The sequence below is a fragment of the Marivita hallyeonensis genome (assembly GCF_900129875.1).
In the GTDB taxonomy this organism is placed as follows: domain Bacteria; phylum Pseudomonadota; class Alphaproteobacteria; order Rhodobacterales; family Rhodobacteraceae; genus Marivita; species Marivita hallyeonensis.
In genome coordinates this window covers 79,086-105,699 of sequence record NZ_FQXC01000006.1, presented here as the reverse complement: position 1 = coordinate 105,699, position 26,614 = coordinate 79,086, and the positions used below count along the sequence as shown (strand labels likewise).

General features: G+C 59.8%; 34 protein-coding genes. 17 read left to right on the top strand and 17 right to left on the bottom strand.

What is annotated here, in order from left to right:
* Window positions 1–5 precede the first annotated feature (5 nt).
* On the bottom strand, window positions 6–182 hold the full coding sequence (locus tag BUA42_RS21245; protein WP_178346930.1) for a hypothetical protein: 177 nt from the start codon (window positions 180–182) through the stop codon (window positions 6–8).
* Window positions 183–270: 88 nt separating this feature from the next.
* Between BUA42_RS21245 and BUA42_RS18330 the strand changes: the two genes are divergently transcribed.
* Both BUA42_RS18330 and BUA42_RS18325 read left to right on the top strand, forming a co-directional pair.
* Window positions 271–849: a thymidine kinase gene (locus BUA42_RS18330; protein ID WP_072779790.1), complete on the top strand. Its 579-nt coding sequence runs from the start codon at window positions 271–273 to the stop codon at window positions 847–849.
* Window positions 846–1,520, top strand: coding sequence for a lipoyl protein ligase domain-containing protein (locus BUA42_RS18325; RefSeq protein WP_072779789.1), 675 nt, complete (start codon window positions 846–848; stop codon window positions 1,518–1,520). Before BUA42_RS18330 ends, BUA42_RS18325 begins: the two co-directional genes overlap by 4 nt.
* Window positions 1,521–1,532: 12 nt before the next feature.
* Here BUA42_RS18325 and BUA42_RS18320 read toward each other — a convergent pair whose 3' ends face one another.
* Window positions 1,533–2,654 carry a beta-ketoacyl-ACP synthase III gene (locus tag BUA42_RS18320; RefSeq protein WP_072779788.1) on the bottom strand — a complete coding sequence of 374 codons (1,122 nt, stop codon included), beginning with the start codon at window positions 2,652–2,654 and terminating at the stop codon, window positions 1,533–1,535.
* Window positions 2,655–2,776: 122 nt separating this feature from the next.
* On the opposite strand from BUA42_RS18320, the gene BUA42_RS18315 reads away from it, so the two are divergent.
* A complete protein-coding gene (locus BUA42_RS18315) occupies window positions 2,777–3,031 on the top strand; it encodes a hypothetical protein (protein ID WP_072779787.1) in 255 nt (84 codons plus the stop codon).
* On the opposite strand, the gene BUA42_RS18310 is transcribed toward BUA42_RS18315, so the two are convergent.
* From BUA42_RS18310 to BUA42_RS18260, 11 genes are all read right to left on the bottom strand, one after another.
* Window positions 3,028–3,981 carry a 2-hydroxyacid dehydrogenase gene (locus BUA42_RS18310; protein ID WP_072779786.1) on the bottom strand — a complete coding sequence of 318 codons (954 nt, stop codon included), beginning with the start codon at window positions 3,979–3,981 and terminating at the stop codon, window positions 3,028–3,030. The two genes, BUA42_RS18315 and BUA42_RS18310, sit on opposite strands and share 4 nt — an antisense overlap.
* A complete protein-coding gene (locus tag BUA42_RS18305) occupies window positions 3,975–4,313 on the bottom strand; it encodes a tRNA-binding protein (RefSeq protein WP_072779785.1) in 339 nt (112 codons plus the stop codon). The genes BUA42_RS18310 and BUA42_RS18305 overlap by 7 nt, the downstream gene beginning before the upstream one ends.
* Entirely contained in the window at window positions 4,306–5,121 is an 816-nt protein-coding gene (proC, locus tag BUA42_RS18300; RefSeq protein WP_072779784.1) for a pyrroline-5-carboxylate reductase, read from the bottom strand. The genes BUA42_RS18305 and proC overlap by 8 nt, the downstream gene beginning before the upstream one ends.
* A gap of 33 nt (window positions 5,122–5,154) precedes the next feature.
* Window positions 5,155–5,655 carry a type III secretion system chaperone family protein gene (locus tag BUA42_RS18295; RefSeq protein WP_072779783.1) on the bottom strand — a complete coding sequence of 167 codons (501 nt, stop codon included), beginning with the start codon at window positions 5,653–5,655 and terminating at the stop codon, window positions 5,155–5,157.
* A gap of 438 nt (window positions 5,656–6,093) precedes the next feature.
* On the bottom strand, window positions 6,094–7,356 hold the full coding sequence (locus BUA42_RS18290; RefSeq protein WP_072779782.1) for an ABC transporter substrate-binding protein: 1,263 nt from the start codon (window positions 7,354–7,356) through the stop codon (window positions 6,094–6,096).
* Between the two features lie 19 nt (window positions 7,357–7,375).
* On the bottom strand, window positions 7,376–8,326 hold the full coding sequence (locus BUA42_RS18285) for a branched-chain amino acid ABC transporter permease (protein WP_072779781.1): 951 nt from the start codon (window positions 8,324–8,326) through the stop codon (window positions 7,376–7,378).
* The gene (locus tag BUA42_RS18280) at window positions 8,323–9,237 is read right to left on the bottom strand and encodes a branched-chain amino acid ABC transporter permease (protein ID WP_072779780.1); all 915 of its coding nucleotides are present in this window, start codon (window positions 9,235–9,237) and stop codon (window positions 8,323–8,325) included. The genes BUA42_RS18285 and BUA42_RS18280 overlap by 4 nt, the downstream gene beginning before the upstream one ends.
* The gene (locus BUA42_RS18275) at window positions 9,234–9,959 is read right to left on the bottom strand and encodes an ABC transporter ATP-binding protein (protein ID WP_072779779.1); all 726 of its coding nucleotides are present in this window, start codon (window positions 9,957–9,959) and stop codon (window positions 9,234–9,236) included. Before BUA42_RS18275 ends, BUA42_RS18280 begins: the two co-directional genes overlap by 4 nt.
* The gene (locus BUA42_RS18270) at window positions 9,956–10,726 is read right to left on the bottom strand and encodes an ABC transporter ATP-binding protein (protein ID WP_143152745.1); all 771 of its coding nucleotides are present in this window, start codon (window positions 10,724–10,726) and stop codon (window positions 9,956–9,958) included. Before BUA42_RS18270 ends, BUA42_RS18275 begins: the two co-directional genes overlap by 4 nt.
* Window positions 10,719–11,798, bottom strand: a complete 1,080-nt coding sequence (locus tag BUA42_RS18265; RefSeq protein WP_072779778.1) for an aldo/keto reductase — start codon at window positions 11,796–11,798, stop codon at window positions 10,719–10,721. The genes BUA42_RS18270 and BUA42_RS18265 overlap by 8 nt, the downstream gene beginning before the upstream one ends.
* Window positions 11,795–12,169, bottom strand: coding sequence for a TIGR04076 family protein (locus tag BUA42_RS18260; protein WP_072779828.1), 375 nt, complete (start codon window positions 12,167–12,169; stop codon window positions 11,795–11,797). Before BUA42_RS18260 ends, BUA42_RS18265 begins: the two co-directional genes overlap by 4 nt.
* 123 nt (window positions 12,170–12,292) lie before the next feature.
* On the opposite strand from BUA42_RS18260, the gene BUA42_RS18255 reads away from it, so the two are divergent.
* Window positions 12,293–13,750, top strand: coding sequence for an aldo/keto reductase (locus tag BUA42_RS18255; RefSeq protein WP_072779777.1), 1,458 nt, complete (start codon window positions 12,293–12,295; stop codon window positions 13,748–13,750).
* A gap of 3 nt (window positions 13,751–13,753) precedes the next feature.
* On the opposite strand, the gene BUA42_RS18250 is transcribed toward BUA42_RS18255, so the two are convergent.
* Window positions 13,754–13,999, bottom strand: a complete 246-nt coding sequence (locus BUA42_RS18250; RefSeq protein ID WP_072779776.1) for an accessory factor UbiK family protein — start codon at window positions 13,997–13,999, stop codon at window positions 13,754–13,756.
* Window positions 14,000–14,092: 93 nt separating this feature from the next.
* Here BUA42_RS18250 and lgt point away from each other — a divergent pair, with 93 nt between their 5' ends.
* The 6 genes from lgt (at window position 14,093) to BUA42_RS18225 (ending at window position 18,579) form a co-directional block, all read left to right on the top strand.
* Entirely contained in the window at window positions 14,093–14,977 is an 885-nt protein-coding gene (gene lgt / locus BUA42_RS18245) for a prolipoprotein diacylglyceryl transferase (RefSeq protein WP_072779775.1), read from the top strand.
* Entirely contained in the window at window positions 14,974–16,059 is a 1,086-nt protein-coding gene (locus tag BUA42_RS18240) for a class I SAM-dependent methyltransferase (protein WP_072779774.1), read from the top strand. The genes lgt and BUA42_RS18240 overlap by 4 nt, the downstream gene beginning before the upstream one ends.
* Entirely contained in the window at window positions 16,049–16,804 is a 756-nt protein-coding gene (gene pgeF, locus BUA42_RS18235) for a peptidoglycan editing factor PgeF (RefSeq protein WP_072779773.1), read from the top strand. The genes BUA42_RS18240 and pgeF overlap by 11 nt, the downstream gene beginning before the upstream one ends.
* A gap of 98 nt (window positions 16,805–16,902) precedes the next feature.
* Window positions 16,903–17,229 carry a hypothetical protein gene (locus BUA42_RS18230; RefSeq protein ID WP_072779772.1) on the top strand — a complete coding sequence of 109 codons (327 nt, stop codon included), beginning with the start codon at window positions 16,903–16,905 and terminating at the stop codon, window positions 17,227–17,229.
* Window positions 17,230–17,410: 181 nt separating this feature from the next.
* A complete protein-coding gene (locus BUA42_RS21240) occupies window positions 17,411–17,563 on the top strand; it encodes a hypothetical protein (protein WP_178346929.1) in 153 nt (50 codons plus the stop codon).
* Between the two features lie 236 nt (window positions 17,564–17,799).
* Window positions 17,800–18,579 carry a Hint domain-containing protein gene (locus tag BUA42_RS18225; protein WP_084066295.1) on the top strand — a complete coding sequence of 260 codons (780 nt, stop codon included), beginning with the start codon at window positions 17,800–17,802 and terminating at the stop codon, window positions 18,577–18,579.
* Here the strand turns inward: BUA42_RS18225 and BUA42_RS18220 are convergent, their stop codons facing one another.
* Entirely contained in the window at window positions 18,580–19,080 is a 501-nt protein-coding gene (locus tag BUA42_RS18220; RefSeq protein WP_072779771.1) for an Lrp/AsnC family transcriptional regulator, read from the bottom strand. It abuts the gene before it with no gap.
* A gap of 203 nt (window positions 19,081–19,283) precedes the next feature.
* Here BUA42_RS18220 and trxB point away from each other — a divergent pair, with 203 nt between their 5' ends.
* The 4 genes from trxB to BUA42_RS18200 all read left to right on the top strand — a co-directional run bounded on the left by trxB (window position 19,284) and on the right by BUA42_RS18200 (window position 23,889).
* Window positions 19,284–20,288: a thioredoxin-disulfide reductase gene (gene trxB, locus BUA42_RS18215; RefSeq protein ID WP_072779770.1), complete on the top strand. Its 1,005-nt coding sequence runs from the start codon at window positions 19,284–19,286 to the stop codon at window positions 20,286–20,288.
* Window positions 20,289–20,475: 187 nt separating this feature from the next.
* Window positions 20,476–22,191, top strand: a complete 1,716-nt coding sequence (locus BUA42_RS18210; RefSeq protein ID WP_072779769.1) for a bifunctional sulfate adenylyltransferase/adenylylsulfate kinase — start codon at window positions 20,476–20,478, stop codon at window positions 22,189–22,191.
* A gap of 176 nt (window positions 22,192–22,367) precedes the next feature.
* Window positions 22,368–23,036, top strand: coding sequence for a hypothetical protein (locus tag BUA42_RS18205; protein WP_143152744.1), 669 nt, complete (start codon window positions 22,368–22,370; stop codon window positions 23,034–23,036).
* A gap of 1 nt (window position 23,037) precedes the next feature.
* Complete coding sequence (locus BUA42_RS18200) at window positions 23,038–23,889, top strand: M23 family metallopeptidase (protein ID WP_072779767.1); 852 nt, start codon at window positions 23,038–23,040, stop codon at window positions 23,887–23,889.
* 6 nt (window positions 23,890–23,895) lie between these two features.
* Here the strand turns inward: BUA42_RS18200 and BUA42_RS18195 are convergent, their stop codons facing one another.
* Entirely contained in the window at window positions 23,896–24,123 is a 228-nt protein-coding gene (locus tag BUA42_RS18195; RefSeq protein WP_072779766.1) for a DUF1150 family protein, read from the bottom strand.
* Window positions 24,124–24,126: 3 nt separating this feature from the next.
* The gene (locus tag BUA42_RS18190) at window positions 24,127–24,540 is read right to left on the bottom strand and encodes an Hsp20 family protein (RefSeq protein ID WP_072779826.1); all 414 of its coding nucleotides are present in this window, start codon (window positions 24,538–24,540) and stop codon (window positions 24,127–24,129) included.
* A 171-nt stretch (window positions 24,541–24,711) separates the two neighbouring features.
* Between BUA42_RS18190 and BUA42_RS18185 the strand changes: the two genes are divergently transcribed.
* The 3 genes from BUA42_RS18185 (at window position 24,712) to BUA42_RS18175 (ending at window position 26,568) form a co-directional block, all read left to right on the top strand.
* Window positions 24,712–24,936: a YdcH family protein gene (locus BUA42_RS18185; protein WP_072779765.1), complete on the top strand. Its 225-nt coding sequence runs from the start codon at window positions 24,712–24,714 to the stop codon at window positions 24,934–24,936.
* Window positions 24,937–24,998: 62 nt separating this feature from the next.
* The gene (gene purE / locus BUA42_RS18180) at window positions 24,999–25,493 is read left to right on the top strand and encodes a 5-(carboxyamino)imidazole ribonucleotide mutase (protein WP_281249793.1); all 495 of its coding nucleotides are present in this window, start codon (window positions 24,999–25,001) and stop codon (window positions 25,491–25,493) included.
* Window positions 25,494–25,497: 4 nt separating this feature from the next.
* Complete coding sequence (locus tag BUA42_RS18175; RefSeq protein WP_072779763.1) at window positions 25,498–26,568, top strand: 5-(carboxyamino)imidazole ribonucleotide synthase; 1,071 nt, start codon at window positions 25,498–25,500, stop codon at window positions 26,566–26,568.
* The last annotated feature ends 46 nt before the right edge of the window (window positions 26,569–26,614 follow it).

The following is a 26,614-nucleotide window of genomic DNA, read 5'->3' as shown; positions in this document are numbered from 1 at the left end:
CACCTTTACCCTTCATGTGTTCCCGCAAGTGGGAACGTCGCGGCTTCTTTCCCCTGCCCTTCATCGTAGCGCAATGGCACACCGGCACCAGACCCGAAATTGTCGGGCGTGAAGGCACACGGGCTTGGCCCGAACCTGGGATGCGCACCTGTCGCAACCGCATGGCATTTACGGTGAGCCATGCAAGTCACCACTCACGGATTACGGCGACTGCGCATCCCCCTTTTGCCTGCCCTTGCGCGCGCAGTTGGCTTGCGGCAAACCGCTGGCATGGCAAAGCTCTACTTCAACTACTCGACGATGAACGCAGGGAAGTCGACGCTGCTCTTGCAGGCCGCGCATAACTATGAAGAGCGCGGGATGCAGGTGTACCGGATGATCGCCTCGTTCGATGACCGCGCCGGTGCGGGGAAGATCGGTTCGCGCATCGGATTTGCGCGCGAAGCAGACACGTTTTCACCAAACGATGATCTGTTTGCGCGGATCGCGGGCGTTCTCACCGAGAGGGATCTTGCCTGCATCTTTGTAGACGAGGCACAGTTCCTGACACCCGATCAGGTCTGGCAACTTGCGCGGGTTGCGGATGATCTGGGTGTGCCCGTCATGGCTTATGGATTGCGAGTGGACTTCCGGGGCGAGCTTTTTCCCGGTTCTGCAACCCTGCTTGCGCTCGCGGATTCGCTGCGCGAGGTGCGCACGATTTGCCATTGCGGACGCAAGGCAACGATGGTCGTGCGGCAGGACGGTGAGGGCAACGTGCTGACCGAAGGTGCGCAGGTGCAAATCGGAGGGAACGAGACCTATGTCAGCCTTTGTCGCAAGCACTGGCGCGCTGCCGTGGGCGCATGACGTCGCCTGAAGTCGAATTTTTGGACGCCGATGCGGCAATGGCGCGGGAAGCAACACTGTTGGCGGACGTGTCGGAAAACCCGGACAAACGGGTCGTTTGGCTGTGGCGGTCGCCGCAATGCCTGATCGCACCGCGCAAGCTATCGCGACTTCCGGCCTATGGTGCTGTGGCACAATCGTTGACTGAAAACGGCTGGCCCGTCGCGTTGCGCAGCACAGGCGGCGATGTGACACCGCAAGGTCCGGGTATCGTCAATGTCACCCATGTCTATGCCCGCCCTTCAAAAGAGAAGTTCGATCTTGACAGGGAATATGACCGTCTGTGCCGCCCTATCGAGAATGCCTTGGGGGACGGTGCAACGCGTGGCTGGCAACCCGGAGCCTTTTGCGACGGGGCGCATAATGTGCAATGGAACGGGCTGAAATTCGCAGGGACTGCCATGCGGTTCCGTCCTTGCAAGACGGACAAGACGCGGTATGCCGTTCTGGCCCATGCGCTTATGCTGATGGAGCCGCCGACAGACGGGGCCATTGGCGCATTGAACGCTTTCCTGAGCGATCTTGGAGAGCCACGGCAGATTGATCTGTCTGCACACACCGGACTGCCCGAAAGTCTGTCGGAGGATGTGTTCCTGTCGCGCCTGCTCGCGGAATTCGACCGCGTCAGGTGAACACTGCGGGCGTTATCCGGTGCGTTCAATCAAGACAGATCCGACCGAGTACCCCGCGCCAAAGGAACAGATCACGCCCCGATCACCCGGTTTCATGTCGTCCGAGTATTTGGAGAATGCGATGATCGATCCGGCGGAAGACGTGTTGGCATAATCCTGAAGGATATTCGGTTGCTCGCCCGGTTCGGGCGTCCGGCCCAATACCTTTTTGCCGATGAAATCGTTCATCGTGTTGTTCGCCTGATGCAACCAGAGGCGCTTCAGGCTATCTGCGTCCCACCCCTCGTCCGACAAATGCCCAAGAATATGCGCCGACACCATCGGAAGCACTTCTTTGAATACCTTCCGCCCGTTCTGCATGAATTGCATGTCACGGCGATCTTCCATTTGATCGCGCGTGCGGCGCAAGAAACCGTTGTTGTTACGGATGTTGTTTGAAAACTCGGTGGCGCAGCGCGTGCCGTGGATGGTGAAATGCGCACCCTTGGCGTTTGCGTCAGGTTCGATCACCACCGCCGTTGCGACGTCTCCGAAAATGAAGTGGCAATCCCGGTCACGCCATTCGAGATGCGCAGAACAGATCTCCGGGTTGACCACCACGGCGCACCGCACGGAACCTGACCGCACCATGTCCGCCGCCGCCTGAATGCCGAATGTGGCCGAAGAACAGGCCACATTCATGTCGAAGGCAAATCCTCCGGCCCCGATGAGTGACTGGATCTCGACGGCAATCGCGGGATAAGCCCTTTCGTGATTAGACGCCGCGCAGATCACCAGATCGACTTCGGATGCGTCTCGCCCGGCCTGCGCCAAAGCCTTCGTGATCGCATCGACGGCCATCTCGGCCATGATTGACGGCGCATCATCGGGTCGCGGGTCTAGACGAGGGAACATGCGCGCCGGGTCAAGCACGCCCTCCTTGTCCATCACGTAGCGCTGCTCGATCCCCGAAGCGGACACGATAAACTCTGAACTGGAATGCGGCACCGCCTCCATCTCGCCCACGGCAATAGCGTTGGCGTTTTCGGCATTCACGCGATCCGCATACGCATTGAACGCCGCCACCAATTCGTCATTGGTGATGATGTTGTCCGGTGTGAACACACCGCTTCCGGTGATGGCGGGCTGGATCATGGCGGGCTTCCTTCTGACGCCGAGACCAGACTGCAAGCGCCGCCGAGGGTCAAGTGGAACGCTGCGCACGTTTTCGGAACTCTCCGGTCCGACCCCGCGTTTCGTCCAAAAGGAGGCCACAGATGGACCGCTTGTCTTTGATCCTGTCGCTTTTGAGCGGCGCATTTATCACCGGGACGCTTGTTGTCACCGCGTTCACGCTTGGATTTTATAACTGGTGGGTCATCGGCGGCGCCGCCATCACCGGATGGGTCGCGGCTTGGCCCGTTGCGTATCTGATCTCCCGACGCATCAAGGCGCGCGACCGTGATTGGTCGCCGGACCGCAAGCCGTCAGACTATGCTCCGATGCCAAAGCTTGGCGCGAAAGAGGTCTAAACCGGGTTCGGAAGCGCGTTACCTCTTGCAAAGGCAATCGCGTTGTCCACGGCCATCATGCCCATGCTCTCTCGAACTTCTAATGCTGCTGTTCCCAGATGGGGCAGCAGTGTCACGTTTTCCATCCGGATCAGGGCATCAGGCACCTTGGGTTCAAACTCGTAGACGTCCAATCCCGCACCAGCGATCTTCCCGGTTTGTAGAGCGTCGATCAGATCAGTTTCTTTCACCACGTCTCCGCGCGCGATGTTCACGAAATGCGCGTGAGACTGCATCGCGTCGAAGATTTCGGCATTGATCAAATGCTTCGTCTCGGCGCCACCCGGCACAGCCGTGACCATCACATCAACTTGCGACGCAAGATCGGTGAGCAAACCGACCTGCTCCGACGGAACGTCGATCTTCTTTTGCGACCGGTTATAATATTTGATTGTCATGCCGAAACCGTAATGTGCCCTGTGGGCAATCGCCTGGCCTATACGGCCCATGCCCACGACACCGAGCGTCTTTCCCGACAGGTGAAGACCAAGAAGCTGGGTCGGGTGCCATCCCTCCCACGCCCCGGCCCGGACCAGCCGTTCGCCTTCTCCGGCGCGGCGGCACGTCATCAGCATCAGCATAATCGCTATATCGGCCGTCGCATCGGTCACCGCGCCGGGCGTGTTTGTCACCGCGATCCCGGCCGCGCGGGCCGCATTCACATCAATGTGGTTGTATCCAACACCGAAATTCGCCAGCAGCTTGCAGCGCGGGTTGGGTACGGCATCAAAAATCTCCGCCCTATAGAGATCACCGAGCGTCGGCAGAACGACGTCGTGGTCCTGCAAGCTGTGTCTCATCTCATCGGGTGTCATCACCTGAGGCCTGTCACGATAGGTGACGTCGAAGTACTCCCGTGCCTTCGCAATGACGCGATCCGGCAGGTTTCTCGTGATCAGAAGCTTCAGCACAAGCGCGCTCCATTCGGGACGTCCCCGTCCGGCACAGCCAGCACAATCGCGTCCGTGGCGTCATGAAATCCAAGCACCAGCGCCTCGGACATGAACGGGCCGATCTGGCGCGGCGGAAAATTGACCACACCCATCACCTTTTTGCCCACCAATGTCTCGGGGTCATAGTGCACCGTGATCTGGGCAGACGACTTCTTCACCCCGATCTCTCCACCGTAGTCGACCCAAAGCTTCAACGCCGGTTTGTGGGCTTCCGGGAACGGTTCCGATCTGACCACCGTGCCGACACGGATGTCGACTTTCATGAAATCGTCGAAACTGATGTCAGCCATTGGCCAGTTCCCTTGACCGCCTCGTGGCCGCATCCACGGTTTTTGCCATCAATGGTGGAAGTCCGGTCTCTTCATCCATCAGCACTTCCAGACCCGCTTGCGTCGTCCCGTTGGGACTGGTGACATTCACCCGCAATTGCGCGGGGGTCTCCTCGGCCTGCATCGCCAGAGCGCCTGAGCCGGCGACCGTGGCCTTGGCGAGTGTCATCGCCAGAACCGGTGCCAAGCCTTGGGCCTGCCCGGCGGTCGCGAGGCATTCGATCATGTGGAACACATAGGCCGGACCTGATCCGGACAGGCCCGTGACCGCGTCCATCTGGTCCTCGGTCTCGAGCCGCACGGTCTGACCGATAGCCGCAAGAAGCGTCTCGGCCATCTGCATTTGGTCTTCACTGACCTTGCTGTTCCCAATGAGCGCAGTGATGCCCTGCTTCACGGCGGCAGGCGTGTTCGGGATCGACCGGATCACCGGGGTGTCGGCTCCCAGCATGTCCTCGAAGGTGGCGATGGTGATGCCGGCGGCAACAGACAGGAAGGTCGTGGTCCCGTTCCCCAGTGGCGCAAGTGACGGAAGTGCGTCCCGCATGATCTGCGGCTTTACGGCGACCAGCACCATCGACGGATTCTCTGGCAAATCGGCGTTGAGATGAACCCCCTGTGCCTGCACCCAATCTGACGGGTTCGGGTCAATGACCCAAACCGAAGACGCTGGCAGCCCTGCGGCCAACCAGCCTTCAAGCATCGCCGATCCCATCTTTCCGCAGCCCAGCAGGACCAGACCGCGCTCAGCCACTTCGGAATTCTGCATACGCCCCCCAACTTTTTGCGTTGGGGGTCAGTGTTACGCGCGCCCGTAAGCCTCTGCAATGGCGACCTGAAGCGCGTCTTTCGGCGCACGATTGCCCCACACCACCAGTTGGAAAGCGGGATAGTACCGCTCCGCACTCATGACAGCGCAGTTGATCATCGTGTCGATCTGGTCCGCGCTGGCGACATTGCCACCGGCCAGCACGAGACCGTAGCGATAGACCATCAGCTTGGCCTCCTGCCAGTAGGTAAAGGCCCCGGCCCAACACTGGTCATTTACGCTGTTCAGACTTTCGTAGAGCGCGGGCATCCGCTCTGCGGGCGGCTCCATATCGAAGGTGCAGATCAACCGAAGCGTTTCGTCGTAGGGCGACCATGCGAGCGTGATGGAATAGGTTCGCCACTGGCCTTCGACGGCCATTGCAATCTGATCTTCCGCGATGCGGTCAAAATCCCAATCGTGATGCTCGGCAATGTGCTCAACTATGTCGATGGGGTGAATGTCTTCTTCAAGATACTGCTCGGACAGGGCCATACCGCCGTCTCCTTCTGCCTGTCGAAGGGGGGTCTTGTGACCTCAATCCCTCGGTGCCTGCTCAAGGGGCTGCGGACATTGTCTCATCCCCTACAACATATGCTGCAGGACCGCGCGCTTTGGGTAAAGCGATAATTCGGGGATAACCGCAATTAGTTGTGGAGAAGTCCACCAGATGTGGTGAGGGCGAATAGTGCCACAAATTCTGGATTTGTCACGGGATTTCGTCGATCTGTCATGGAATGCGGCAGAGTGGTGCCAAGACGCGCCAAAATCCCGCTGTTTCCGTCCCGGACAAGCCGCTCAAGAAACGTGCAGCTTTCGTCTTCTCTGTTTCAAAAATACCTCGGGGGTTTGGGGGCAGCGCCCCCATGAAAAACGGCGCGTCCTTACAGGACGCGCCGCTGATCGGATTGGCGAAGCCAATTCGAAATCGGGTTACTGAAGCGAATTCATGAAGTCGTTCACTTCTGTCAGCGAGATGTATTTCTGCTCTTCGATGCCATCTGCACCAAAGACCCAGGTCACGGCAGGGGCGGACACGTCGCCATTGGCGTCGAACTGCACGTTGCCCGTCGCTCCTTGGTACGACACGGTGCCACCACCATCGAGCACCTCTTTCGCCTGCGCGAAGCCCGTCGCATCCGCTGTCACCGGTGTACCGTTCGGATCGGTGATGGCCCCCACCTTGGCCGCAATATCGGTGCCGGTGGCGCCTTCGCCCGCCGCATGCATGGCCAAGAGCGCAATCATCGTCGCGTCAAAGCTATTGGGCAGACCCGGGCCGCTTGGCGGGCCGTCAAATCGCGCGGTGTAGGCGTCAACGAAGGCCGATGCGGAGTCTGTGCGTGGCGATGCGGTGTCCGTGCCAATGAACGACCCGAGGAATTCCATCCCGACATTTTCCTTGAACTCATCCGATTTCAAAGCGTTGGCCGCGATCATGTTCTGCGTCCCGCCGAGCGAGATCCACTCACGCACGACCTGAGTGCCCTCGTCCGGGTAAAGCGCCATATAGATCGCCTGGGGATTGCCCTTGAGCGCTTCGGTGACTTCCGCACGGTAAGAGGCCTGTGCATCATTGATGGCGATCTGTGCCGTGACCTCTATGCCCAGCGCTTCGAAGTCCTTGGCGATCAAGCCGCCGATGTCCTGACCCCAGTCATCGTTCTTGTAGAAGACCGCGATCGACTCGTAGCCCGCGTCACGCGCCACCATCGCGCCCACTGCGGCCTGAACACCGGATGTGGCGAAGGTGCGGAAGAACAGGCCATTTGTTTTGCCCTCTTCGGCCAGTCGCGTGAAGGCGGTCGAGGACGAGCAGCACGACATCTGCATCACGCCCGCAGGCACGGTGACCGAGGTGAGGATGGGCATGGAGACGCCCGAGGAGACCGCGCCCAACAGCAATTGCACTCCGTCCAAATCAACCAGAGCTTTCGCGGCGTCGACGCCCACCTTCGGGTCGACCTGCGTATCACGCAGCACCATCTCGATCTGGCAACCCGCAACACCCCCAGTCTCGTTGGCGATATCCACCGCGTATTGCGCTGTGGCCGCGATGGGCTTACCCCAATCAACCGAAGTTGGCAGCACCGCCCCAATTTTCGTGGTGCAGTCCTGCGCCGCGGCCTCTGTCCCGAAGCTGGCGCAGCCGAGCGCGACCCCGATGGCCAGCGCCGATGTCTTCAATCCGTTCATCTTCACAGTCTCCCTGTTCTTATCGTTTGGCCGCTGCCGATTGCGACACGACCAGTTTTTCCGGGAACAGCCCCTGTGGTCTCCACATGAGCATTCCCACAATCACAAAGCCGATCAGCACGAACTGAATCGACCCGGTGTAAAGCTGCACCTCGAGCGGCGCAAAGCGCGACAGCGCCCAACCGCTCGCGGTCCAGGCGGCCCAGATCAGGAACGTGCCCATCACCGCGCCCTTGTTGTTGCCCGCGCCGCCCACGATCAGCATCGCCCAGATCTGGAATGTCAGGATCGGCAGCACGTCTTGCGGACTGATGAAGGCATAGAAGGTGGCATAGAGTCCACCTGCAAGGCCCATGATAACCGAGCCGGCGATAAACGCGGTCAACCGGACGCGCGAGGGCGATTTGCCCAAGGACTGCGCTGCGGTCTCGTCTTCACGGATCGCCCGGAGCAGCCGGCCGAAGGGCGATGCAATCAGTCGCTCCAGAAAGAGATAGGTCAGGATCAGCAGGGTCAGCACGAACACGAAGAACGCCGCGTTGTAGGCAAGTGCGCTTTCGAACAGGTCACGCAAGGGCCTTTCGAACCCGCGTATTCCCTGCGCGCCGCCGAGGATCGCGGCGTTGCGGACCAGGTTCTCGAAGGCCACGGCGACACCGAAAGTGGCAATCGCGAGGTAATCGTGCCTAAGCCTCAGCGTCAGCAGACCGACCACCCAAGCGACAATGCCTGCTATCACCATGCCGCCGAACAGCGCGATCAGATAGGGCAGTTGGAACCCACCAATGAGACCGTCTTGCGGGATGCCTCCCAGGATCAGCGTGCCGTAAGCCCCCGCCCCGAAAAAGGCCACGACGCCGCCGTTGAAAAGGCCAGTGTTGCCCCATTGCAGGTTCAGCCCGAGTACCGCAATCGACAGGATCGACGCGACCGTGGCGAAGAAGATCAGGTACGACAGCACCCCGATCATGCGCGCTCCTCCCCGAAAAGGCCGTGTGGTCGGATGACGAGGACGGCCAGGATGATGAGGAACGGTACCGCCGGGCTATAGCCGGAGGGCAGGATCACCAGAGCGAGGTTGGACGCGAGCCCGACCAGAAACCCTCCCAGAACCGCGCCGTAGATGCTGCCAATGCCACCGACGATGGTTGCGGCAAAGATTGGCAGCACAAGGTCGCGCCCCAGCACTGGATTGATCTGGTTTGTCAGGCCGTAGAACACCCCTGCCGCCGCAGCGAGCCCCCCGCCGATGAGCCAGATCAACACGATCATGCGATTGAGGTTGATGCCAGAGACCTGCGCAAGCGTCGGATTCTCAGCCACCGCGCGCAGGGAATACCCGAAGGTCGTGCGCGACAGGACAAGGTGCAAGATGAACATAATGACCAACGCCGCAATCAGCGTGAACACCTGATCCGGCTTGACCAGCAAGAACGGTTCGCGGCTGACGACAATGGCGAAGACGATCTCCTGACTGTAAAGCACAGGGTCCAGTCCGAAAATGAGCCCGAGGATGTTGCGGATGATCATCGCGACGCCAAAAGAGGCGAACACCATCGACAGCTCCCCGCCTTTGGCGCGCACCCGTTTGAACACCAGTTTGTCGATCAGTATGGCCGACAGACCGGTGATCACCATCGAAACCAAGGTTGCAAGGGTCAGTGCCCACGTGAGGCTCAATGGCCCAATGGCGGCGTCGATCACGGGAAGCAAAGCCGAGAACAACGCGTCGAAGACCAGCGCGGCATAGGCTCCAACCGACAAGAGTTCGGCATGCGAGAAATTCGCAAAGCGCAGCATGTGCATCGCCATCGTGAGCCCAATCGCGCCAAGCGACAGGATCGACCCCACCAGAAACCCATCGACGATATTCTGGATCATGCGGGTGCCACCCGCTTGCCACCGAGGTAGATTTGCCCAACCACCGGATCGTTGAGCAACTCGTGCGCCGGTCCCTCGACCTGATTGCGCCCGTCGGCGAGGATGTAGCAGTGATCGGCCAGCCGGAGCGCCTGTTTGACGTTCTGCTCGACCAGCAGGATCGTTACGCCCTCTTCGGTCAGGGACTTCGCGTATTCCAGCACCTCCTGCGCCGCCTTGGGCGACAGACCTGCAGACGGTTCGTCCATGAGGATCACCGACGGGTTGATCGCCAGCGCCATCGCCACGGCAAGGAACTGGCGCTGTCCGCCGGACAAGGCCCCTGCGCGCTCAGATTGCTTGTCGGCCAAAGCCGGGAACTGGGTGAACAATGATTCTCGCCGGTCTGCCGCTTCGGCCCCTGCGTTGCGCAGGACGAGATCAAGGTTCTGACGGATCGTGAGCGAGCGGAAAATGTTGTCCGACTGCGGAACATAGGCCACGCCCAGAGCGCCCATCCGGTCCGGGCGCGGATTGGTGATCTCGGTCCCGTTCAGGTGGACAGACCCGCCGGACACCGGGACCAGCCCGGCCATCGCCTTGATCAGAGTCGACTTGCCCGCGCCGTTCGGTCCGATGATGACCGTGACCTTGGCGGTCTCCGCCGTGACCGACACGCCCTTCAGAATCGGCAGGTCCGGCACGTAGCCAGCAACGACGTTCCGCGCGACCAACGCGGTCATTCGACCTGCGCCCCGAGATACGCGTCGAGCAAGACGGTGTTGCTCTGCGCCTCTTCCGCCCTGCCTTCGAACACCTTACGACCCTCGGCCAGCGCGATCACCGGGTCGCAGTGCTGCATGACGAAATCCATGTCGTGCTCGATAATGACAAAAGTCTTGCCGTCACGGTTCAGCTCTTCGATCTTCTCGATCAGCGTTTTGGTCAGCGTCGGATTTACCCCTGCCGCCGGTTCGTCGAGCAGGATCAGCTTCGGGTCGCCCATCAGAATACGCGCCAGTTCCAGAAGTTTCATCTGCCCGCCTGAAATCTGACCCGCCGCGTTGTCGGCGAGCGGTGCCAGGGTCACGAAATCCAGAACCTCCATCGCGCGCCTGCGGATCGCAGCCTCCTGATCGCGCATTTTCCCCGACTGGAAAAACGGCCCCCAAAGCCGTTCCCCCGACTGCGCCAAGGGGGCCAGCATGACATTTTCCAGAACACTCATCTTGGCGAAGGGACGGGGGATTTGAAACGTGCGGCCGAGGCCCATCGCGAAAAGCGCGTCGGGCCGGAAACGCGTCACATCCTGACCGTCCAGATGTACCGTCCCGCTGGTCGGCGGCAGCATCCCGGTCAGCACATTGAACAGCGTCGTCTTTCCCGCGCCGTTGGGGCCGATCAGCCCGGTGATGGTGCCTGTTTGAATGTCGATGGACACGTCATCCACCGCGCGGAACTCTCCAAAATCGCGCGTCACGTTGCGAATGCTCAGGATCGGCTCAGCCATGCGACCCGTGCACCGAGTCGTTCGGATTGGTGTTGAGATTGTACTTCATGATCCGCCCGTGGCGGCTCGTCCGGTCCCCTTCGAGCGAATAGACATCACCGTTCGGCCCGTTGGCCTTATCCAATACCGCCTGAATGATCGCGTAGTCGTCGGGCATGAGTTTGAAGCCAAAGGTTTGAAGCGTCTGAGGCAAATGCCGGGCGTAGCGCGCGCCGACGATTGCGGCAGCGACATGCGATTGGTCGAGCACCCAGCGCGTTGCGACGGCCGACGGCGACACGCGGTGTTTGTCGCCGATGGCTTTCAACGCGCGCAGGAGGGTCTGAAAGTGATCCCAATCCCCAAATTCGTCGATGATCAGGCGGTACTTGATCAGGCTGCGGTTCTCGAACTCGAAGCCCGGGTCCGGCTCGCCCAGCCATTTCTCGGTGAGGAACCCGCCCGCCAGCGTGCCGTAGCAGATCAATTGCATGTCGTTCTGCGCCGCCCACTCAGTCAGGCCATTCTGAGGCCGGCGATCCAGCACGGAGTACTGCACCTGCGCCGAAGCGAGATCGAATCCGGCGTCGACAAACGGCTGCATCTTCTGCCGGTCCCAATTCGTCGTGCCGAGCGTCCTGATCTTGCCCTGTTGCTGCAAATCCTTGAGCACCGCGAGGCTTTCGACAGCATTCCCGAGCGACAGGTCCCACCAGAAGAACTGCACGAGGTCCAACTGGTCGATTTGCAACCGCTGCAAGGACCGATCCACGATGGCTTTGACCTCATCCGGGCGCAGTTCGGCCAGCCGGGTCAGGTCCGGCACCAGTTTCGTATGCACGCACACCCGATCCGCCACCGATGCCCCGCGCCGCGCGCGCAGGTCGGCGATGAACTCGCCAATCATCTCTTCGACACCGGTATAGATGTCCGCACAATCGAAGGTGAAAAGCCCCGCATCGACAAACGCTTCCATGTCCCGGATCGCCTGCGCGCGGTCTACAGGACCATGATCGCCCGCCAGCTGCCACCCGCCGCGGATGACGCGACTGATCGTGTGGCCGGGGCGGAGGTCAATCGTCTCTACCGTCATTCCGCGTCCTTCCAATAGGGCGTGTCGCGCTGATCGGGCAGACCTGTGGTCTCGGCATGACGGAACGTGCGCTTTCCCACGCGGGTCACGCGGAACCGCCCACCACAATGCGGATCGGGACAGGCGATTTCTGCATCGGTGGACATCCAGTCATTGTCGGACGTGGGACGTTGCTTGGCGGGCAGCAGAGGCAGCAAGGCTGCGAGCGCATACATCGAAACCTTTTGCTGCGGATCGAAGATCAGAAGCTCCCCTTCGACGCGGAAACTTTCGCCCTCGACATGGCGGCATACCGATTGCCGGTCGCCGACCACGGTTTCGACACGCAGATCGTAAAGCCAGAAATCATCCGCGTCCTGCGCCGCGCTCATCATTCCCCGTTGCGCAGTTCCGCGCAGTTGTTCCCTGTTGCGCCTATCGTTGGGCGGTTCTTTCAGGGTTGTCAAACCCGTTCGGGGCGGCAACTCATTGTCCGACAAGCGAAAGGACCGCATGTGACCGAACCCGACACCATCGCCCTGAGCAAGCAACTGACCATTCGCCGTGCCTTGGTGGGGCTATGGCAAGTGGCCGATATCGAAAAAGACGGGGATGTGATCGACCCGGAGACCGGGGCGGATCATCTGGCGGCCTATACCGAGGCCGGTTTCAATACGTTCGACATGGCGGATCATTACGGGTCGGCTGAACGCATCGCCGGGGCGCTTCTGGCACGCGGCACACAGGCTACGGTGTGCACGAAATGGTGCCCTGTGCCAGGACCCATGACCACCGATGTGGTGCGTGCGGGCGTGCAGGAGCGGCTGGATCGGTTGGGTGTCGAGCGGGTCGATCTGTTACAATTCCACTGGTGGAGCTTCGAGCATCCTGCTTGGTTGGATGCGCTGCACGAGATGGCGAAGCTGCGCGAAGAAGGCATGATCGGAGAGATCGGGCTCACCAATTTCGACGCGGCGCATTTACATGTGGCTTTGGCAGACGGTGTGCCAATTGTGAGCAATCAGGTGCCGTGTTCCCTCCTCGACCGTCGCGCCACGGGGCCGCTTTCGGAAGTTTGCGCACAGTGGGGTGTCAAGCTTCTCTGCTACGGCACTTTGCAGGGTGGATTCCTATCAGAGCGTTGGCTGGGGAAACCCGAGCCAACCGAAATCACCGACTGGAGCAAGATGAAGTACAAACGCTTCATCGATACGGCGGGGGGTTGGGACGCTTACCAGACGGTACTGCAGGCGGCGGCGGATGTGTCGGCCAAACATGGCGTGTCCATTGCCAATGTCGCGACACGCTGGGTGCTGGAAAACGAGGCGGTCGCTGGCGTCATCATCGGCGCGCGGCTTGGAGAGGCGCAACACAGCGACGACAATCTCAAGCTGTTCCAATTTGAACTGGATGCCGAGGATCACGCGCGTCTGAAAGCGGCTTTCGAGGTGACGACACCCCTGCCCGGCGATTGTGGCGACGAGTACCGCAAGCCTCCGTTTCTGACGGCAAGCGGCGACCTGAGCCATCACCTCGATACGATGCCCAGCGCGGTGACGGTCGAACACGTGCCGGGACGTTCTGGCGAGACACGCGTGTTATCGGGAAGCGAGTGGGAAGACATCGCGGGCTATTGCCGTGCGCATCGCGTTGGGGACCGCGTGCTCGTGTCGGGAACCACCGCGACACACGGTTTGGACCGGCCCGTGGCACCGAATGACGCTGGCGCTCAGACGACGTATATTCTGGACAAGATCGGCGCGGCTTTGACAGCCCTAGGTGCGTCAATAGAGGACGTAGTGCGCACCAGAGTCTTTCTGGCAGACGCCGACGATGTACTGGCGGTCTCTAAAGCGCATGGCCGTGTGTTCAGCGACATCAAACCGGCCAATACCTTGTTTCAGATCGGCCGGCTGATCGGCGACTACAAGGTCGAGATCGAGGCCGAAGCGATCATTCGGCCCCGAAGCTGACGCTTACTTCTTCGATGCTTCCATCGCATCGAGGCGCGCCTTCAGCGCTTCGTTCTCTTCGCGTGCCTTCTGAGCCATCGCACGAACGGCATCAAATTCTTCGCGGGTGACAAAGTCGCGGTCGGCAAGCCAGCGATCCATCATGGACTTCATCGCCGTCTCTGCCTCTTCCTTGGCACCCTGCGCCACGCCCATGGCGTTGGTCATCAGTTGCGAGATGTCCTCGAACACTTTGTTTCGCGTTTGCATGGTCTTCTCCGAATGATCCTTGCCATTTATATGGGCTGCCGGGGGCGTCGGCACAAGGTTGACTTCCCCCAGGAGCGATGAGCATTTGCGCGCATGTCGACCGGTCTACCCTTCCCCAACATCTCGCCCGAGATCTTTTCGATTTCGCTCTTCGGCATTGAATTTGCGCTGCGCTGGTACGCGTTGGCCTACATCGCGGGCATCCTGATCGGGTGGCGCATTGCGGTCGTGGCGGTGAAGAAGCCTGCACTTTGGGCAAACGATACGCCGCCGATGCGACCAGAACAGGTCGAAGAACTGCTGACCTGGGTGATCCTCGGGATCATCCTGGGCGGACGACTTGGGTTCGTGCTGTTTTATCAACCAGGTTACTACCTGCAGAACCCCGGCGAAATCCTTGCGATCTGGCAGGGTGGCATGTCGTTTCACGGCGGATTCCTTGGCGTCGTGATCGCAGCACTGATCTATTGCCTGCGCTCAGGCATTCCCTTGCGACCGGCAGCCGACATGATGGCTCTGGCGACGCCGGTCGGCCTGTTCCTTGGACGCGTCGCAAATTTCATCAATGCAGAACTATGGGGCCGCCCGACCGATCTACCGTGGGGAGTGCGGTTCCCCGGAGTGGCGGCGCAGGATTGCGGACAGGCGTTGGTGGAAATCTGCGCGCGGCATCCATCGCAGCTTTACGAAGCGCTGCTGGAGGGGCTGCTACTGGGCGCGGCGTTGCTTTGGTTGGCCTTTCGGCGCGGCGCTCTCAAAGCGCCGGGTCGCATCGTCGGCCTGTTCATCGGTGGGTATGGATTCGCCCGGTTTCTGGTCGAGTTCGTGCGCCAACCTGATGCGCAGTTCGTCTCGGACGGTAACCCTCTTGGCCTAGCCTGGCAGATCGGTGGGTATGGGTTGACCATGGGTCAGCTCCTGTCGATCCCGATGATCCTTATCGGAGCCTATCTCTGGGCGACCGCGCGCCGCGCATGACGGCGCTGGCGGATATCCTTCGGCGGCAGATCAGTATGACGGGGCCGCTAACTTTGGCACAATACATGACCGCGTGCCTTCTGCATCCGGAGCATGGCTACTACACAACGCAGGACGCGTTTGGGGCCGACGGTGATTTCACGACCGCGCCGGAGATCAGTCAGATGTTCGGAGAGCTGATCGGTTTGAGCCTCGCCCAAGCGTGGCTGGAGCGCGGGTCGCCAGACGAATTCGTCCTCGCTGAACTGGGCCCAGGGCGCGGGACCCTGATGGTGGACCTGCTGCGCGCGACGGCCCGCGTGCCCGGATTTCACGCAGCGGCCCGGCTGCATCTGGTCGAAGCATCACCAAGGTTAAGAGCGCTGCAAAGCGATGTGCTAGGCCCTTTCAAACCAGTCTGGCACAATACCATCGAAGACGTGCCGACCGATCTGCCCATGTTCCTTGTGGCGAACGAATTCTTCGACGCCTTGCCGATACGGCAGTTTCAACGTGATCCAAAGGGATGGCGCGAGGTGATGGTGGGACTGTCCGACACAGGTGGCCTGACCCTCGGCCTGAGCGCCCCGGCCCCGATAGAGATGCTCGACCATCGCCTCGACGACACCGAGGAAGGTGGCATCGTCGAAGCCTGTGCACACGGCACCGCGGTGGTTGACGCTGTCGCCGCGCGCATCGCAAAAAACGGCGGAGCAGCCCTGATCGTCGACTATGGCGGGTGGCGATCCGTCGGTGACACGTTTCAGGCGGTGCGCGCGCATAAACCCGTCGATCCGCTCGCTGAGCCGGGACAGGCGGACCTGACTGCGCATGTCGATTTCGAACCGCTGGCAGAGGCTGCGAAGGCCAATGGCTGTGGCGTGACCGAGATGACGCCTCAAGGTGTCTTTCTTGAACGCCTCGGCATCACGCAGCGGGCGCAGAGCCTTGCCGCCGGGTTGCGGGACGCGGCGCTGACTGACCATGTTGCCGCACATCGGCGGTTGACCCATCCCGACGAAATGGGAACTCTATTCAAAGTACTCGGTATTCACGCACGTGACGATTCACCCCTCCCCGGACTGGAGAGCCATGACGCTTGAGATCATCACATCCGACAGCTTGAGCCCCTTCCGGCACGGGTTTTTCACCCGTCGCGGAGGTGCATCTTCGGGTGTGTTCGCGGGTTTGAACTGTGGAACGGGGTCGTCCGACCAATCGGAGATCGTCGCCATCAACCGTGCGCGTGTGGCAGATGCCATGGATGTGCCAGTCGAACACCTGATTACGGTGCACCAGACTCATTCCGCGGACGTGCAGATCGTCGATGGGCCGGTGAGCGATCCGCGCCCCAAAGCCGACGCGATGGTGTCGAACACGCCGGGCGTTGCGCTGGCCATTCTGACAGCGGATTGCCAGCCAGTTCTGCTTGCCGATGCAGAGGCTGGTGTGGTCGGTGCGGCGCATGCCGGGTGGCGCGGGACGTTGGACGGAGTCCTGGAAGCAACCGTCGAGGCGATGGAAGCGCTGGGGTCAAATCGCGAGCGCATCGCGGCGGTGATCGGTCCCAGCATCAGTCAGAGGTCCTACGAGGTCGGGCCAGAGTTCCTTGACGAGTTTCTGGCCGATGATCCGCAGAACGCGCGTTTCTTCGCCAACGGGTCGGAAGATCGGTTTCATTTCGATCTGCCGGCGTTTGGCCTGCACAAGCTGCGTGCAACTGGCGTCACTGCCGAATGGACACGGCATTGCACTTACGAAGATGCGGACAGATTCTTTTCATATCGACGGTCTACGCATGCCAAAGAGGCAGATTACGGACGCCTGATATCTGTCATTCGGTTGTAAAGCGCTCTGTTAGAACGCAGACCCTGTCCTTTTCCGCCCGCTGGCCCAAATTGAAACTCGTCGCACACGCCAAAGGGTCTGGACGGGATGAGAACAAGATGACGGCTGGATACTTCCTTCTTTTGAGCGCTGTGCTGCACGTGATCGGGAGCTTTCTGTCCGGCTTCACAACCGTCGGTCTGTTTCTCCTGTTTCCAGCGGCGCTCTACACCGCGTTCTTCTTCGGATTGCGGCGCGGGCTTGATTGGGTCGCATGGCTTGCCCTTGTGTGCATGCTGGGCGGAATGGCCGGAACGGTCCTCGAACTTACGAAAGCGTCGAGCGTGTCGGGTTGGATTCTGTGGGGCATTCTAGCAGCGGATTTCTGTGCCGCGGTTTTGCTTGGTCGGATGATTTGGACGAAAGTCGCAGCGCGACAATCCTGAGCGGCTGATGGACGTTTCGCGCACGCCCGGACGTCTCGACGCCCGTGCCGCATAAACCTGACTGCCCAAAATCAATCACGACAATACACCGGGATTGTCCACGTTTGGTCACAAACGCGCCCCAATGCCGGGGTCAATTGTCATTAACGAAACAACAAAACCAACACATCGGAGCAGTCCCATGTCGCGCAGCGCAAAATTCGTCGCATCCGTCGTCGCAGCCTCGAAAGAAGAGCTTCCCATCCTACCGTTTCAGCGTGGCGCGGCTCGTCGGGCCATGTTTGCCCGCATCAAAGCCGAGGCGGCAAACGTTCCCGACCGCAAGCGCGCATAAAGCGAATCTGCCTCACACGGTTCGTCACAATCCAAACAGAATGTGACGTCACTGTTTGGCATCCCGCGACAGTTTTTCATCATTTCCCCGATTGGCCGCGATTTCGCGGCCAATTTTCATTGTTTTTTGACGAATCAAGAACGGATCGGCCAGATATTGCCTAACGAAATCGCACCGTCCTTCTGGTGTTGTTGGTGGGGGCCAACTCGGATGTGACCTAACCGAAAGGTGATCACATGGCTCCGACCCCGACCATTCGATCCTCTGAGGACGATTTCAACGCCTATGCGGTCTCCGGCGACAACATTGCCACGTTCGACGGGCAGGCTTTGCGCGATACGTCTCTCACGCGCACCATCGAGTCTGCTGCACTTCTCTCAAACCAGTCCATTTCCGAAGCCACGTATTCCGTCCCCGCAATCCCGACGTTCGAGGCCTGTGCTGCGGCCTTTGCGCGGGGCACTCTCATCACGACGGTCATGGGTCCCATTGCGGTAGAAGACCTCATACCGGGTGATCTTGTCGAAACACATCGCGGTCCGGAACCGGTGATGTGGATCGGAAGTACGCCATACACGCCGGATTTCCCCGGTCACGACACGTCTCTCACACATTTGCTCCGTTTGCCCGGACACGGGTTCGACCAGAGTGACCTTCTTCTGGGGCCCGCTGCCCGGTTGGTCATTCGGCAGGATCGGTTCAACGATTTGCTGAATTGCGATGCGGTCCTTGCGCCCGCTTCGGATTACGTGGACGGCGACCGCATTCTGAAAATCACGCCGCCAGGATCGGTGCAGCTATACCACTTTGCATTGCGCCGACATGGCATCGTCAAAGCGAACGGTCACGAACTGGAAAGTTACCACCCCGGACGTGTGACCGAGGCCGAACTCGGCACATCGGTCCGCGACATGATGCAATCCATGTTCCGCCACCTAAGAGAGCTTGAAGGCTTCGGCGACCTTGCCTTCCCGCGCACCACACGAGACGTGATCGAAACGCTGCGCGTCGCCTGATCAGCCTGCTTCAGTCAGACGTTCTTCAAGAATATCGAACGGAACACCGGGTTCGTCTTTCGCGCCCCGGATGACCAGAGAGGTTTTGACACTTCCGACATTCGGCGAAGTAAGCAATTCGCCCGTCAGAAAGGTTTGAAACGTGCTGAGATCCGGCGCGACGCATTTCAGGATGAAGTCGACCTCGCCGTTGAGCATGTGGCATTCCCGAACCAGCGGCCAGCTGCGGCATCGGTCCTCGAACGCGCGGAGGTCCGCCTCGGCCTGGCTTTGCAGTCCAACCATGGCAAAGACCTGAACCTCGAAGCCCAGTTCGCGCGGGTCCACTTCCGCATGGTATCCTCGGATGAAACCCTGCTCTTCCAATGTCCGCACCCGTCGCAGGCAGGGTGGTGCCGAAATACCCACCCGGCGGGCGAGTTCCACATTGGTCATCCGCCCGTCGGCCTGAAGCTCGGACAGGATTTTACGATCAATTGGATCCAGACGATGAGACGGCATCCTTAGCACCCCTGCTATTTCGTGTTATTATAACCTAGCGGTGCGCATACGCAATATTATTTCAATAATGCGCAAGAATATTAACAGTCGGTTCTCTGCGGCAGGATGACGCGGTCTGCGGCGGCAATGGTTTGCGAACACGACTGCGCGGGCATATATGGTTTCCCTAACATACCAAACATCTGCGACGCGAGGCTGCCCCCATGTCCGACACACGCCACACGAAGGTCCTGATCATCGGGTCTGGCCCGGCCGGATACACCGCTGGTGTCTATGCAAGCCGCGCGATGCTGGAACCCATTCTGATCCAAGGCATGGAGCCGGGGGGCCAGCTGACCACGACGACCGAGGTCGAAAACTGGCCCGGTGACACTGAGGTGCAGGGGCCGGACCTCATGGTGCGGATGGAGGCGCATGCCCGCGCCATGGGGTGTGAGATCATCGGAGACGTGATCACGTCGCTCGACCTCGACAATCGTCCGTTCAAAGCACACTCCGACAGCGGCACGATTTACACCGCGGATGCCATCATCCTTGCCACCGGCGCCCGTGCCAAGTGGCTCGGGTTGCCTACTGAGGATGCGTTCAAGGGATTTGGTGTTTCCGCCTGCGCGACCTGTGATGGCTTTTTCTATCGCGGACAGGAAATTGTTGTGGTGGGCGGTGGGAATACGGCCGTGGAAGAAGCGCTCTTCCTGACCAATTTCGCGTCCAAGGTTACGTTGATCCACCGCCGCGACGAGTTGCGTGCCGAGAAGATCCTGCAAGATCGCTTGTTCAAGAACCCGAAGATTGAAACGCTTTGGTTCCACCAACTGGACGAAGTGTATGGCTCAGACATGCCCAAAGGGGTCGAAGGCGTCCGGGTAAAACACGTCAAAACCGGAGAGATCACCGACATACCGTGCAAGGGTGTGTTCATTGCCATCGGTCACGCACCAGCGAACGAATTGGTGAAGGACAAACTGGAGACGCATATGGGTGGCTACGTCGTGACCAAACCTGACAGCACCGCAACCTCCATCCCCGGTGTTTTTGCTGCTGGCGATCTGACGGATCACATCTATCGCCAAGCGGTTACGTCCGCGGGCATGGGTTGCATGGCGGCGCTGGAGGCAGAGCGTTTCCTTGCAGAACAAGGTGACGACGCGGGCAAAGACGTGTCCGAACCGCTCGGCTACGGCGCGGAGGCACCGGCGGCCGAGTAAACGTGCGCGTGATCCGCTAGAGCAGGCGAAATTTGCCCCGCCGTCCAACCGGATTTGGTACAGCGTCGCGGGATTTGGCAAAAACTCCGCACATTTTCCTGAATTGACCTGCTGCGCACCCGTATCGCTGGACTTCTGTCCTTTTACGGGCGTAACCAGCGCGGAAAATTGGACAGTGAGCAGTTAGATGTATCCCCAGAACCTTGCCCCGATCCCGGAACTCTACGTCTCGTATGAGAGCGCGACAAAGCTCAAACAGGAAGCTGCAGACCTAATCAGTCACGACCTGACACCGCGCCAGATTTGCGATCTTGAGCTCTTGATGAATGGCGGTTTCAACCCGCTCAAAGGCTTCCTGAGCGAAGCGGATTACATCAGCGTGGTCGACAACATGCGACTTGCTGACGGGACGCTCTGGCCGATGCCCATCACTCTGGATGTGTCTGAAACCTTTGCTGAAGGCATCGAGATTGGACAGGATATCGCCCTGCGCGATCAAGAGGGTGTCATTCTGGGCACCATGACCGTCACGGACCGTTGGACACCCGACAAGGCGCATGAAGCCGAGAAGGTCTTCGGCGCGAATGACCAAGCACACCCCGCCGTGAACTATCTGCACAATGTCGCGGGTAAGGCGTACCTTGGTGGGCCAGTGACAGGCATCCAGCAACCGGTGCATTACGATTTCCGGGGGCGCCGCGATACTCCCAATGAATTGCGCGCCTATTTCAGGAAGCTGGGGTGGCGGAAGGTGGTCGCCTTCCAGACACGCAATCCGCTTCACCGCGCGCATCAGGAACTGACATTCCGCGCAGCAAAGGAAAGCCAGGCCAACCTGCTAATCCACCCCGTCGTCGGCATGACGAAACCCGGCGACGTCGACCACTTCACCCGCGTGCGCTGCTATGAGGCGGTACTCGACAAGTACCCGCAATCAACAACGACGATGAGCCTTCTAAACCTTGCCATGCGGATGGCCGGCCCGCGCGAGGCCGTGTGGCACGGCCTCATTCGCAAGAATCACGGCTGTACCCATTTCATCGTCGGCCGGGACCATGCAGGACCGGGCAAGAACTCCAAGGGCGAAGACTTCTACGGTCCATATGACGCGCAGGATCTTTTCCGTGAACATCAGGAAGAAATCGGCATCGAGATGGTCGATTTCAAGCACATGGTCTTTGTGCAGGAGCGCGCGCAATACGAACCGATGGACGAGATCGCGGATAAGGATGACGTCACGATCCTGAATATCTCCGGCACGGAACTGCGTCGTCGTTTGTCCGAAGGCCTGGATATTCCCGAGTGGTTCAGCTTCCCGGAAGTGGTGGCCGAGTTGCGCAAGACCCGCCCGCCACGCTCGCAGCAGGGCTTCACTGTGTTCTTCACCGGGTTCTCGGGCTCTGGAAAGTCGACGATCGCCAATGCCCTTATGGTCAAGCTTATGGAAATGGGCGGCCGTCCAGTGACTCTGCTTGATGGTGATATCGTGCGGAAAAACCTGTCATCGGAACTGGGTTTTTCGAAAGAACACCGCGACCTGAACATCCGTCGCATCGGCTATGTCGCTTCCGAGATCACGAAGAACGGCGGCATTGCCATCTGCGCACCGATTGCGCCCTACGCCACAACGCGACGCGCCGTACGGGAAGACATCGAGCAATTCGGAGCCTTTATTGAAGTGCATGTTGCGACGAGCATCGAAGAGTGCGAACGGCGTGACCGCAAGGGGCTCTACAAACTCGCGCGGGAGGGCAAGATCAAGGAATTCACTGGGATCTCGGATCCATATGATGTGCCTGAGGACCCTGAACTGCGAGTTGAGACCGAGAATGTCGATGTCGATAACTGCGCGCATCAGGTCATTCTGAAACTCGAGTCCTTGGGCCTCATCGCCGCAGATTAGCGACCGGTCGCAGCCGGATCCGTCCGAATGCAGAAATCTGCCAAGAAGGGCGCCACGCCACGCGAGTGCTTCTTCTTGGCGAAGGCTTGTGCGATGCTTCCGGCACCATGCTGACGATCTCTTTGACTTCCATCCCGCCTCGGTTCGACACACTGTGCGTTGTGGTGGAGCATCTGATGAAACAGAGCACTCCTGCGCGGGTCGTTGTCTCGATCCCGGAGGCGTACATGCGCTTCCCCGGGCCGGTGTTCGTTCCCGACCTTCCGGTTGGTATTGTTCTGCGCCGGTGCAGTCGGGACTTTGGACCTGCCACCAAGCTCTTTGGCTGCCTGGACGATCCCGAAGCGACCACGATCCTGTATTGCGACGATGATTGGGTTTATGAACCCCAATGGGCCGAAACGCTCTTGTCGGAGTGGAGCACGACAAAAACGGTCTTTGCCGGTTCGACCTTTCCAGTGACCCGACTGAAGCGCGCAGCACAAGCGCCGTTTGACAAGATCGCACAGGGCTTTGGCGGAGTGTTGCTGGACCGCGATCTGCTGCAGGCCAGTATTCTTGACATGCCCGATGAGGCCTATTCCGTCGATGATATCTGGCTGTCCGGCTGGATGGCCGCGCATGGTATCGAAGTCAAAGAGGCCGCTGCGGCGCGGTCTATGTTTCATCCGTTGCAAACGAACGGCCCCGAACTGCAGAGCAGCACCATCAACGGATTGACCCGGGCCGAGGCGAATACGGCATGTCTTGATGCCGTGTCCGACAGGTTTGGTATCTGGCCGGGAATCCCCAAGGTGCCATCGCGCGAGGAAGATGCGGGCGCGATGGGTTGGGCGGGAACCTGACATGAAAACGATTTGGCTGATCGTGTTTGCTACTCTGGTTGCGTGGGCGCTTCCCGCAAACCAAGCCACGGCCGATGTCACCTGTGACGAAGACTTTGGAATGGTTTGTATCGAAACCGTGACCAATGACGCGCAGATCACGTTTATCGCCGAGAACCGCCACGCCCTGTTGCCGGTGACGGTAGACGTCGAAATGAACCTTCAGAACTTGCGTCTGGCGGGCGGCGGTTCCGGGCCGTTTGTGCTGCAGGGGCGCGAAAAGGTGCAATTGTTCACTCTGACCACGGCCTCACAAGGTGGCTGGAGCTATCGGTACACCTTTTCTTGGAGCAGAGGAGACATCACCGCCCGGCACGATGACAGCTATCGCTACCGCCTGCCCTATGGATCGGATCAATCCTTCCCGGTTGGTCAAAGCTGCAACGGACGCTTCTCTCATATCGGCCCGCAAAAATACGCCATGGACTTCGATATGCCTGTTGGCACTCCTATCCTCGCGACACGGGAGGGGCGGGTTGTGGCCGTCAAAGAGGATTCGAACCGGGGCGGCCCGTCACGATCCTATGAGAACGATGGAAACTACGTGATCGTGGCGCATGGCGATCGAACCTTGGCGCAATACTTCCACCTGCGCCAAAACGGTATCGCCGTGCAGCTGGGCGACACTGTGCGGCGCGGCCAGCTGCTGGGGTATTCTGGAAATACGGGCCGTTCGACAGGCCCGCATTTGCATTTCGAAGTGATTAAAGGAGCCCGCGGTGTCGAAAGCGAAACGGTGCCCGTGCGCTTTGCGACCTCCGCGGGACCTGTGCAGTGTCCACGCCAGGGATCAGCGCTTAAAGCTGTTCCCTGACAAGGTTTAGTGGACGGTGACCGGCGACAGATCATTCTGGCGCGCGAGCATAAACGCGAGCTTACGGTTCTTCACCAAAGCCAGTCGTTCGCCGTCTGCGCGGTGGACGGCGTAGATCGTCTCTTGATTGCCGACCTCGTCTTGTACGTCGGCAGGAAGATCCGCCACTGCGACAGGCCGCACGTAAACCAGGTTCGACTGGTCAGCGTCTTTGAAATCAAACGGTGTATTCATGTCCTACCCCTTTTTGATCTGGATTGTCTGAACCACGGTCTCCGGACGCATCAGCGTCAGGTCGACATGCAACAATCCGTTTTCCATGATCGCTTCTCCAACTTCGACGCCGTCTGCGAGAACGAAACTGCGCTGGAACTGCCGCGCCGCGATGCCGCGGTGCAGGAATATCCGATCAGCGCTGTCGTCTTTTTGCCGACCCCGGATCACGAGTTGGCGATCCTCGACCGTGATACTCAGGTCCTGTTCACGGAACCCTGCGACAGCGAGGGTAATGCGGTATGATCCGTCCGAAGTCTGTTCGATATTGAACGGAGGATACCCGTCATTCCCCGACTTCGCGGTGCGCTCTAGCAAACGTTCAAGCTGCTCAAAGCCCAAGAGATGAGGGTAGGAACCCAAGGTCAGTTTCGTCATCGACACGCCCTTTGCGGAAAGCGACTGTGTGTTGTGCGGCCCCATTATGGCAACCGCCTTGAGTGAAATATGGGGAGCCTGCCCGCCCGACGCAAGGGCTTTGCGGAATCGACGTTTGCGGTTATTCTCTACCTCTCAGCTGCTTAGCCGGATCACGGGGACAAAACACCGATGAATGCGCCAACGGATCTTTCGATGAAGACGGACGACGTGCTGCGGGTCGAACTCGAAGTGTTTCGTCGCGAGCATCGCGATCTTGACGAGGCCATTCGCGCCATGCAGCAAACCGGGACGGCAGATCAACTGACCTTGCAGCGTCTGAAGAAGAAAAAGCTTCTTCTGAAGGACAAAATCGCCCTGATCGAAGATCGTTTGCTGCCCGACATCATTGCCTGAGTTGCCCCCGGATCCGATCTGGCTATAGTGCGCGCTCCTAGACCTGAACGAGTGCGCATGCTGTGGCAGACACAATAAAAATTGGGATCATCATGGGCAGTCAGTCCGACTGGCCGACCATGAAGGAAGCGGCGGATGTCCTTGACGCCCTGGGCGTTCCTTTCGAAACCCGGATCGTGTCGGCGCATCGCACACCGGACCGGTTGTGGGACTACGGAAAATCTGCGGTAGAGCGCGGCCTTCAAGTGATCATCGCGGGGGCCGGAGGTGCGGCGCATCTGCCGGGGATGATGGCATCAAAGACGCGTGTTCCCGTGATCGGTGTTCCCGTCCAGACCAAGGCACTCTCTGGCGTGGACAGCCTTTATTCGATCCTGCAGATGCCGCGCGGCTTCCCCGTGGCGACGATGGCGATCGGCGCGGCAGGCGCCGCAAATGCGGGCTTGATGGCTGCCGGAATTCTTGCGCTTCAGGATGCAGACCTCGCGGGGCGTTTGGATCAGTGGAGATCAGACCTCTCAGCCTCGATCCCAGACGTGCCTTCAGACGACGGATAGCACAATGCCAACACCTCTTCCCCTTGGATCGACGATCGGCATCATCGGTGGCGGACAACTTGGTCGGATGCTGTCCGTCGCGGCCAGCAGGCTGGGATTTCGGTGTCACATCTATGAGCCCGGCGCAGAACCTCCTGCCGGGCAAGTCGCGCATCGGGTGACAACCGCAGCCTATGACGACGAGGCCGCATTGCGCACCTTCGGGCAGTCCGTCGACGTCATCACCTATGAATTCGAGAATATCCCGACGACAGCGCTTGATATTCTGCAGGACCTGGCGCCGATCCACCCGGGCCGCGAAGCCCTTCGCGTGTCGCAGGATCGCCTGACCGAGAAGACGTTTCTGCAAAACCTTGGTCTGAAAACCGCGCCCTTCGCCGATATCACGGACGCCGAAAGCCTCGAGGCCGCGTTGCACGACATCGGCACCCCGTCAATATTGAAGACCAGACGGTTCGGATATGACGGCAAGGGTCAGGCGCGGATTATGGCACCCGAGGACGCAGCTGCGGCCCTCGCCGATATGCAGGGCGCACCCTCGATCCTTGAGGGGTTTGTCGAGTTTTCGCACGAGGTCTCCGTGATTGCCGCGCGCAGTCTGGATGGTGCGGTGGCGGCCTTTGATCCCGGCGAGAACGTACATTCCGAAGGTATTCTCCGTACGACGACCGTTCCTGCCCGGCTGACGGCCAGCCAGAGATCAGACGCCGTTCTGATTGCGGCGCAGGTGCTGAACGCCCTTAACTATGTCGGGGTTCTGGGAGTCGAGCTTTTCGTAACCGCACAAGGCCTCATCGTGAACGAGATCGCGCCGCGTGTGCACAATTCCGGACACTGGACGCAGAACGGATGCACGGTAGACCAGTTCGAACAGCACATTCGCGCAGTCACAGGATGGCCTTTGGGGGACGGACAGCGCTATGCGGATGTCGTAATGGAGAACCTGATCGGCAGTGACATGGATCGGGTGTCCGCGCTTGCCACTGACGCGGATACGGCGCTTCATCTTTATGGCAAGGCGGAAACCAAGCCCGGGCGCAAGATGGGACACGTCAACCACATCAAGCGCGTCTAGGGTACTTCCCTTTTCCGATTTCCCGGGACGTCTTTTGGTCTCGCCC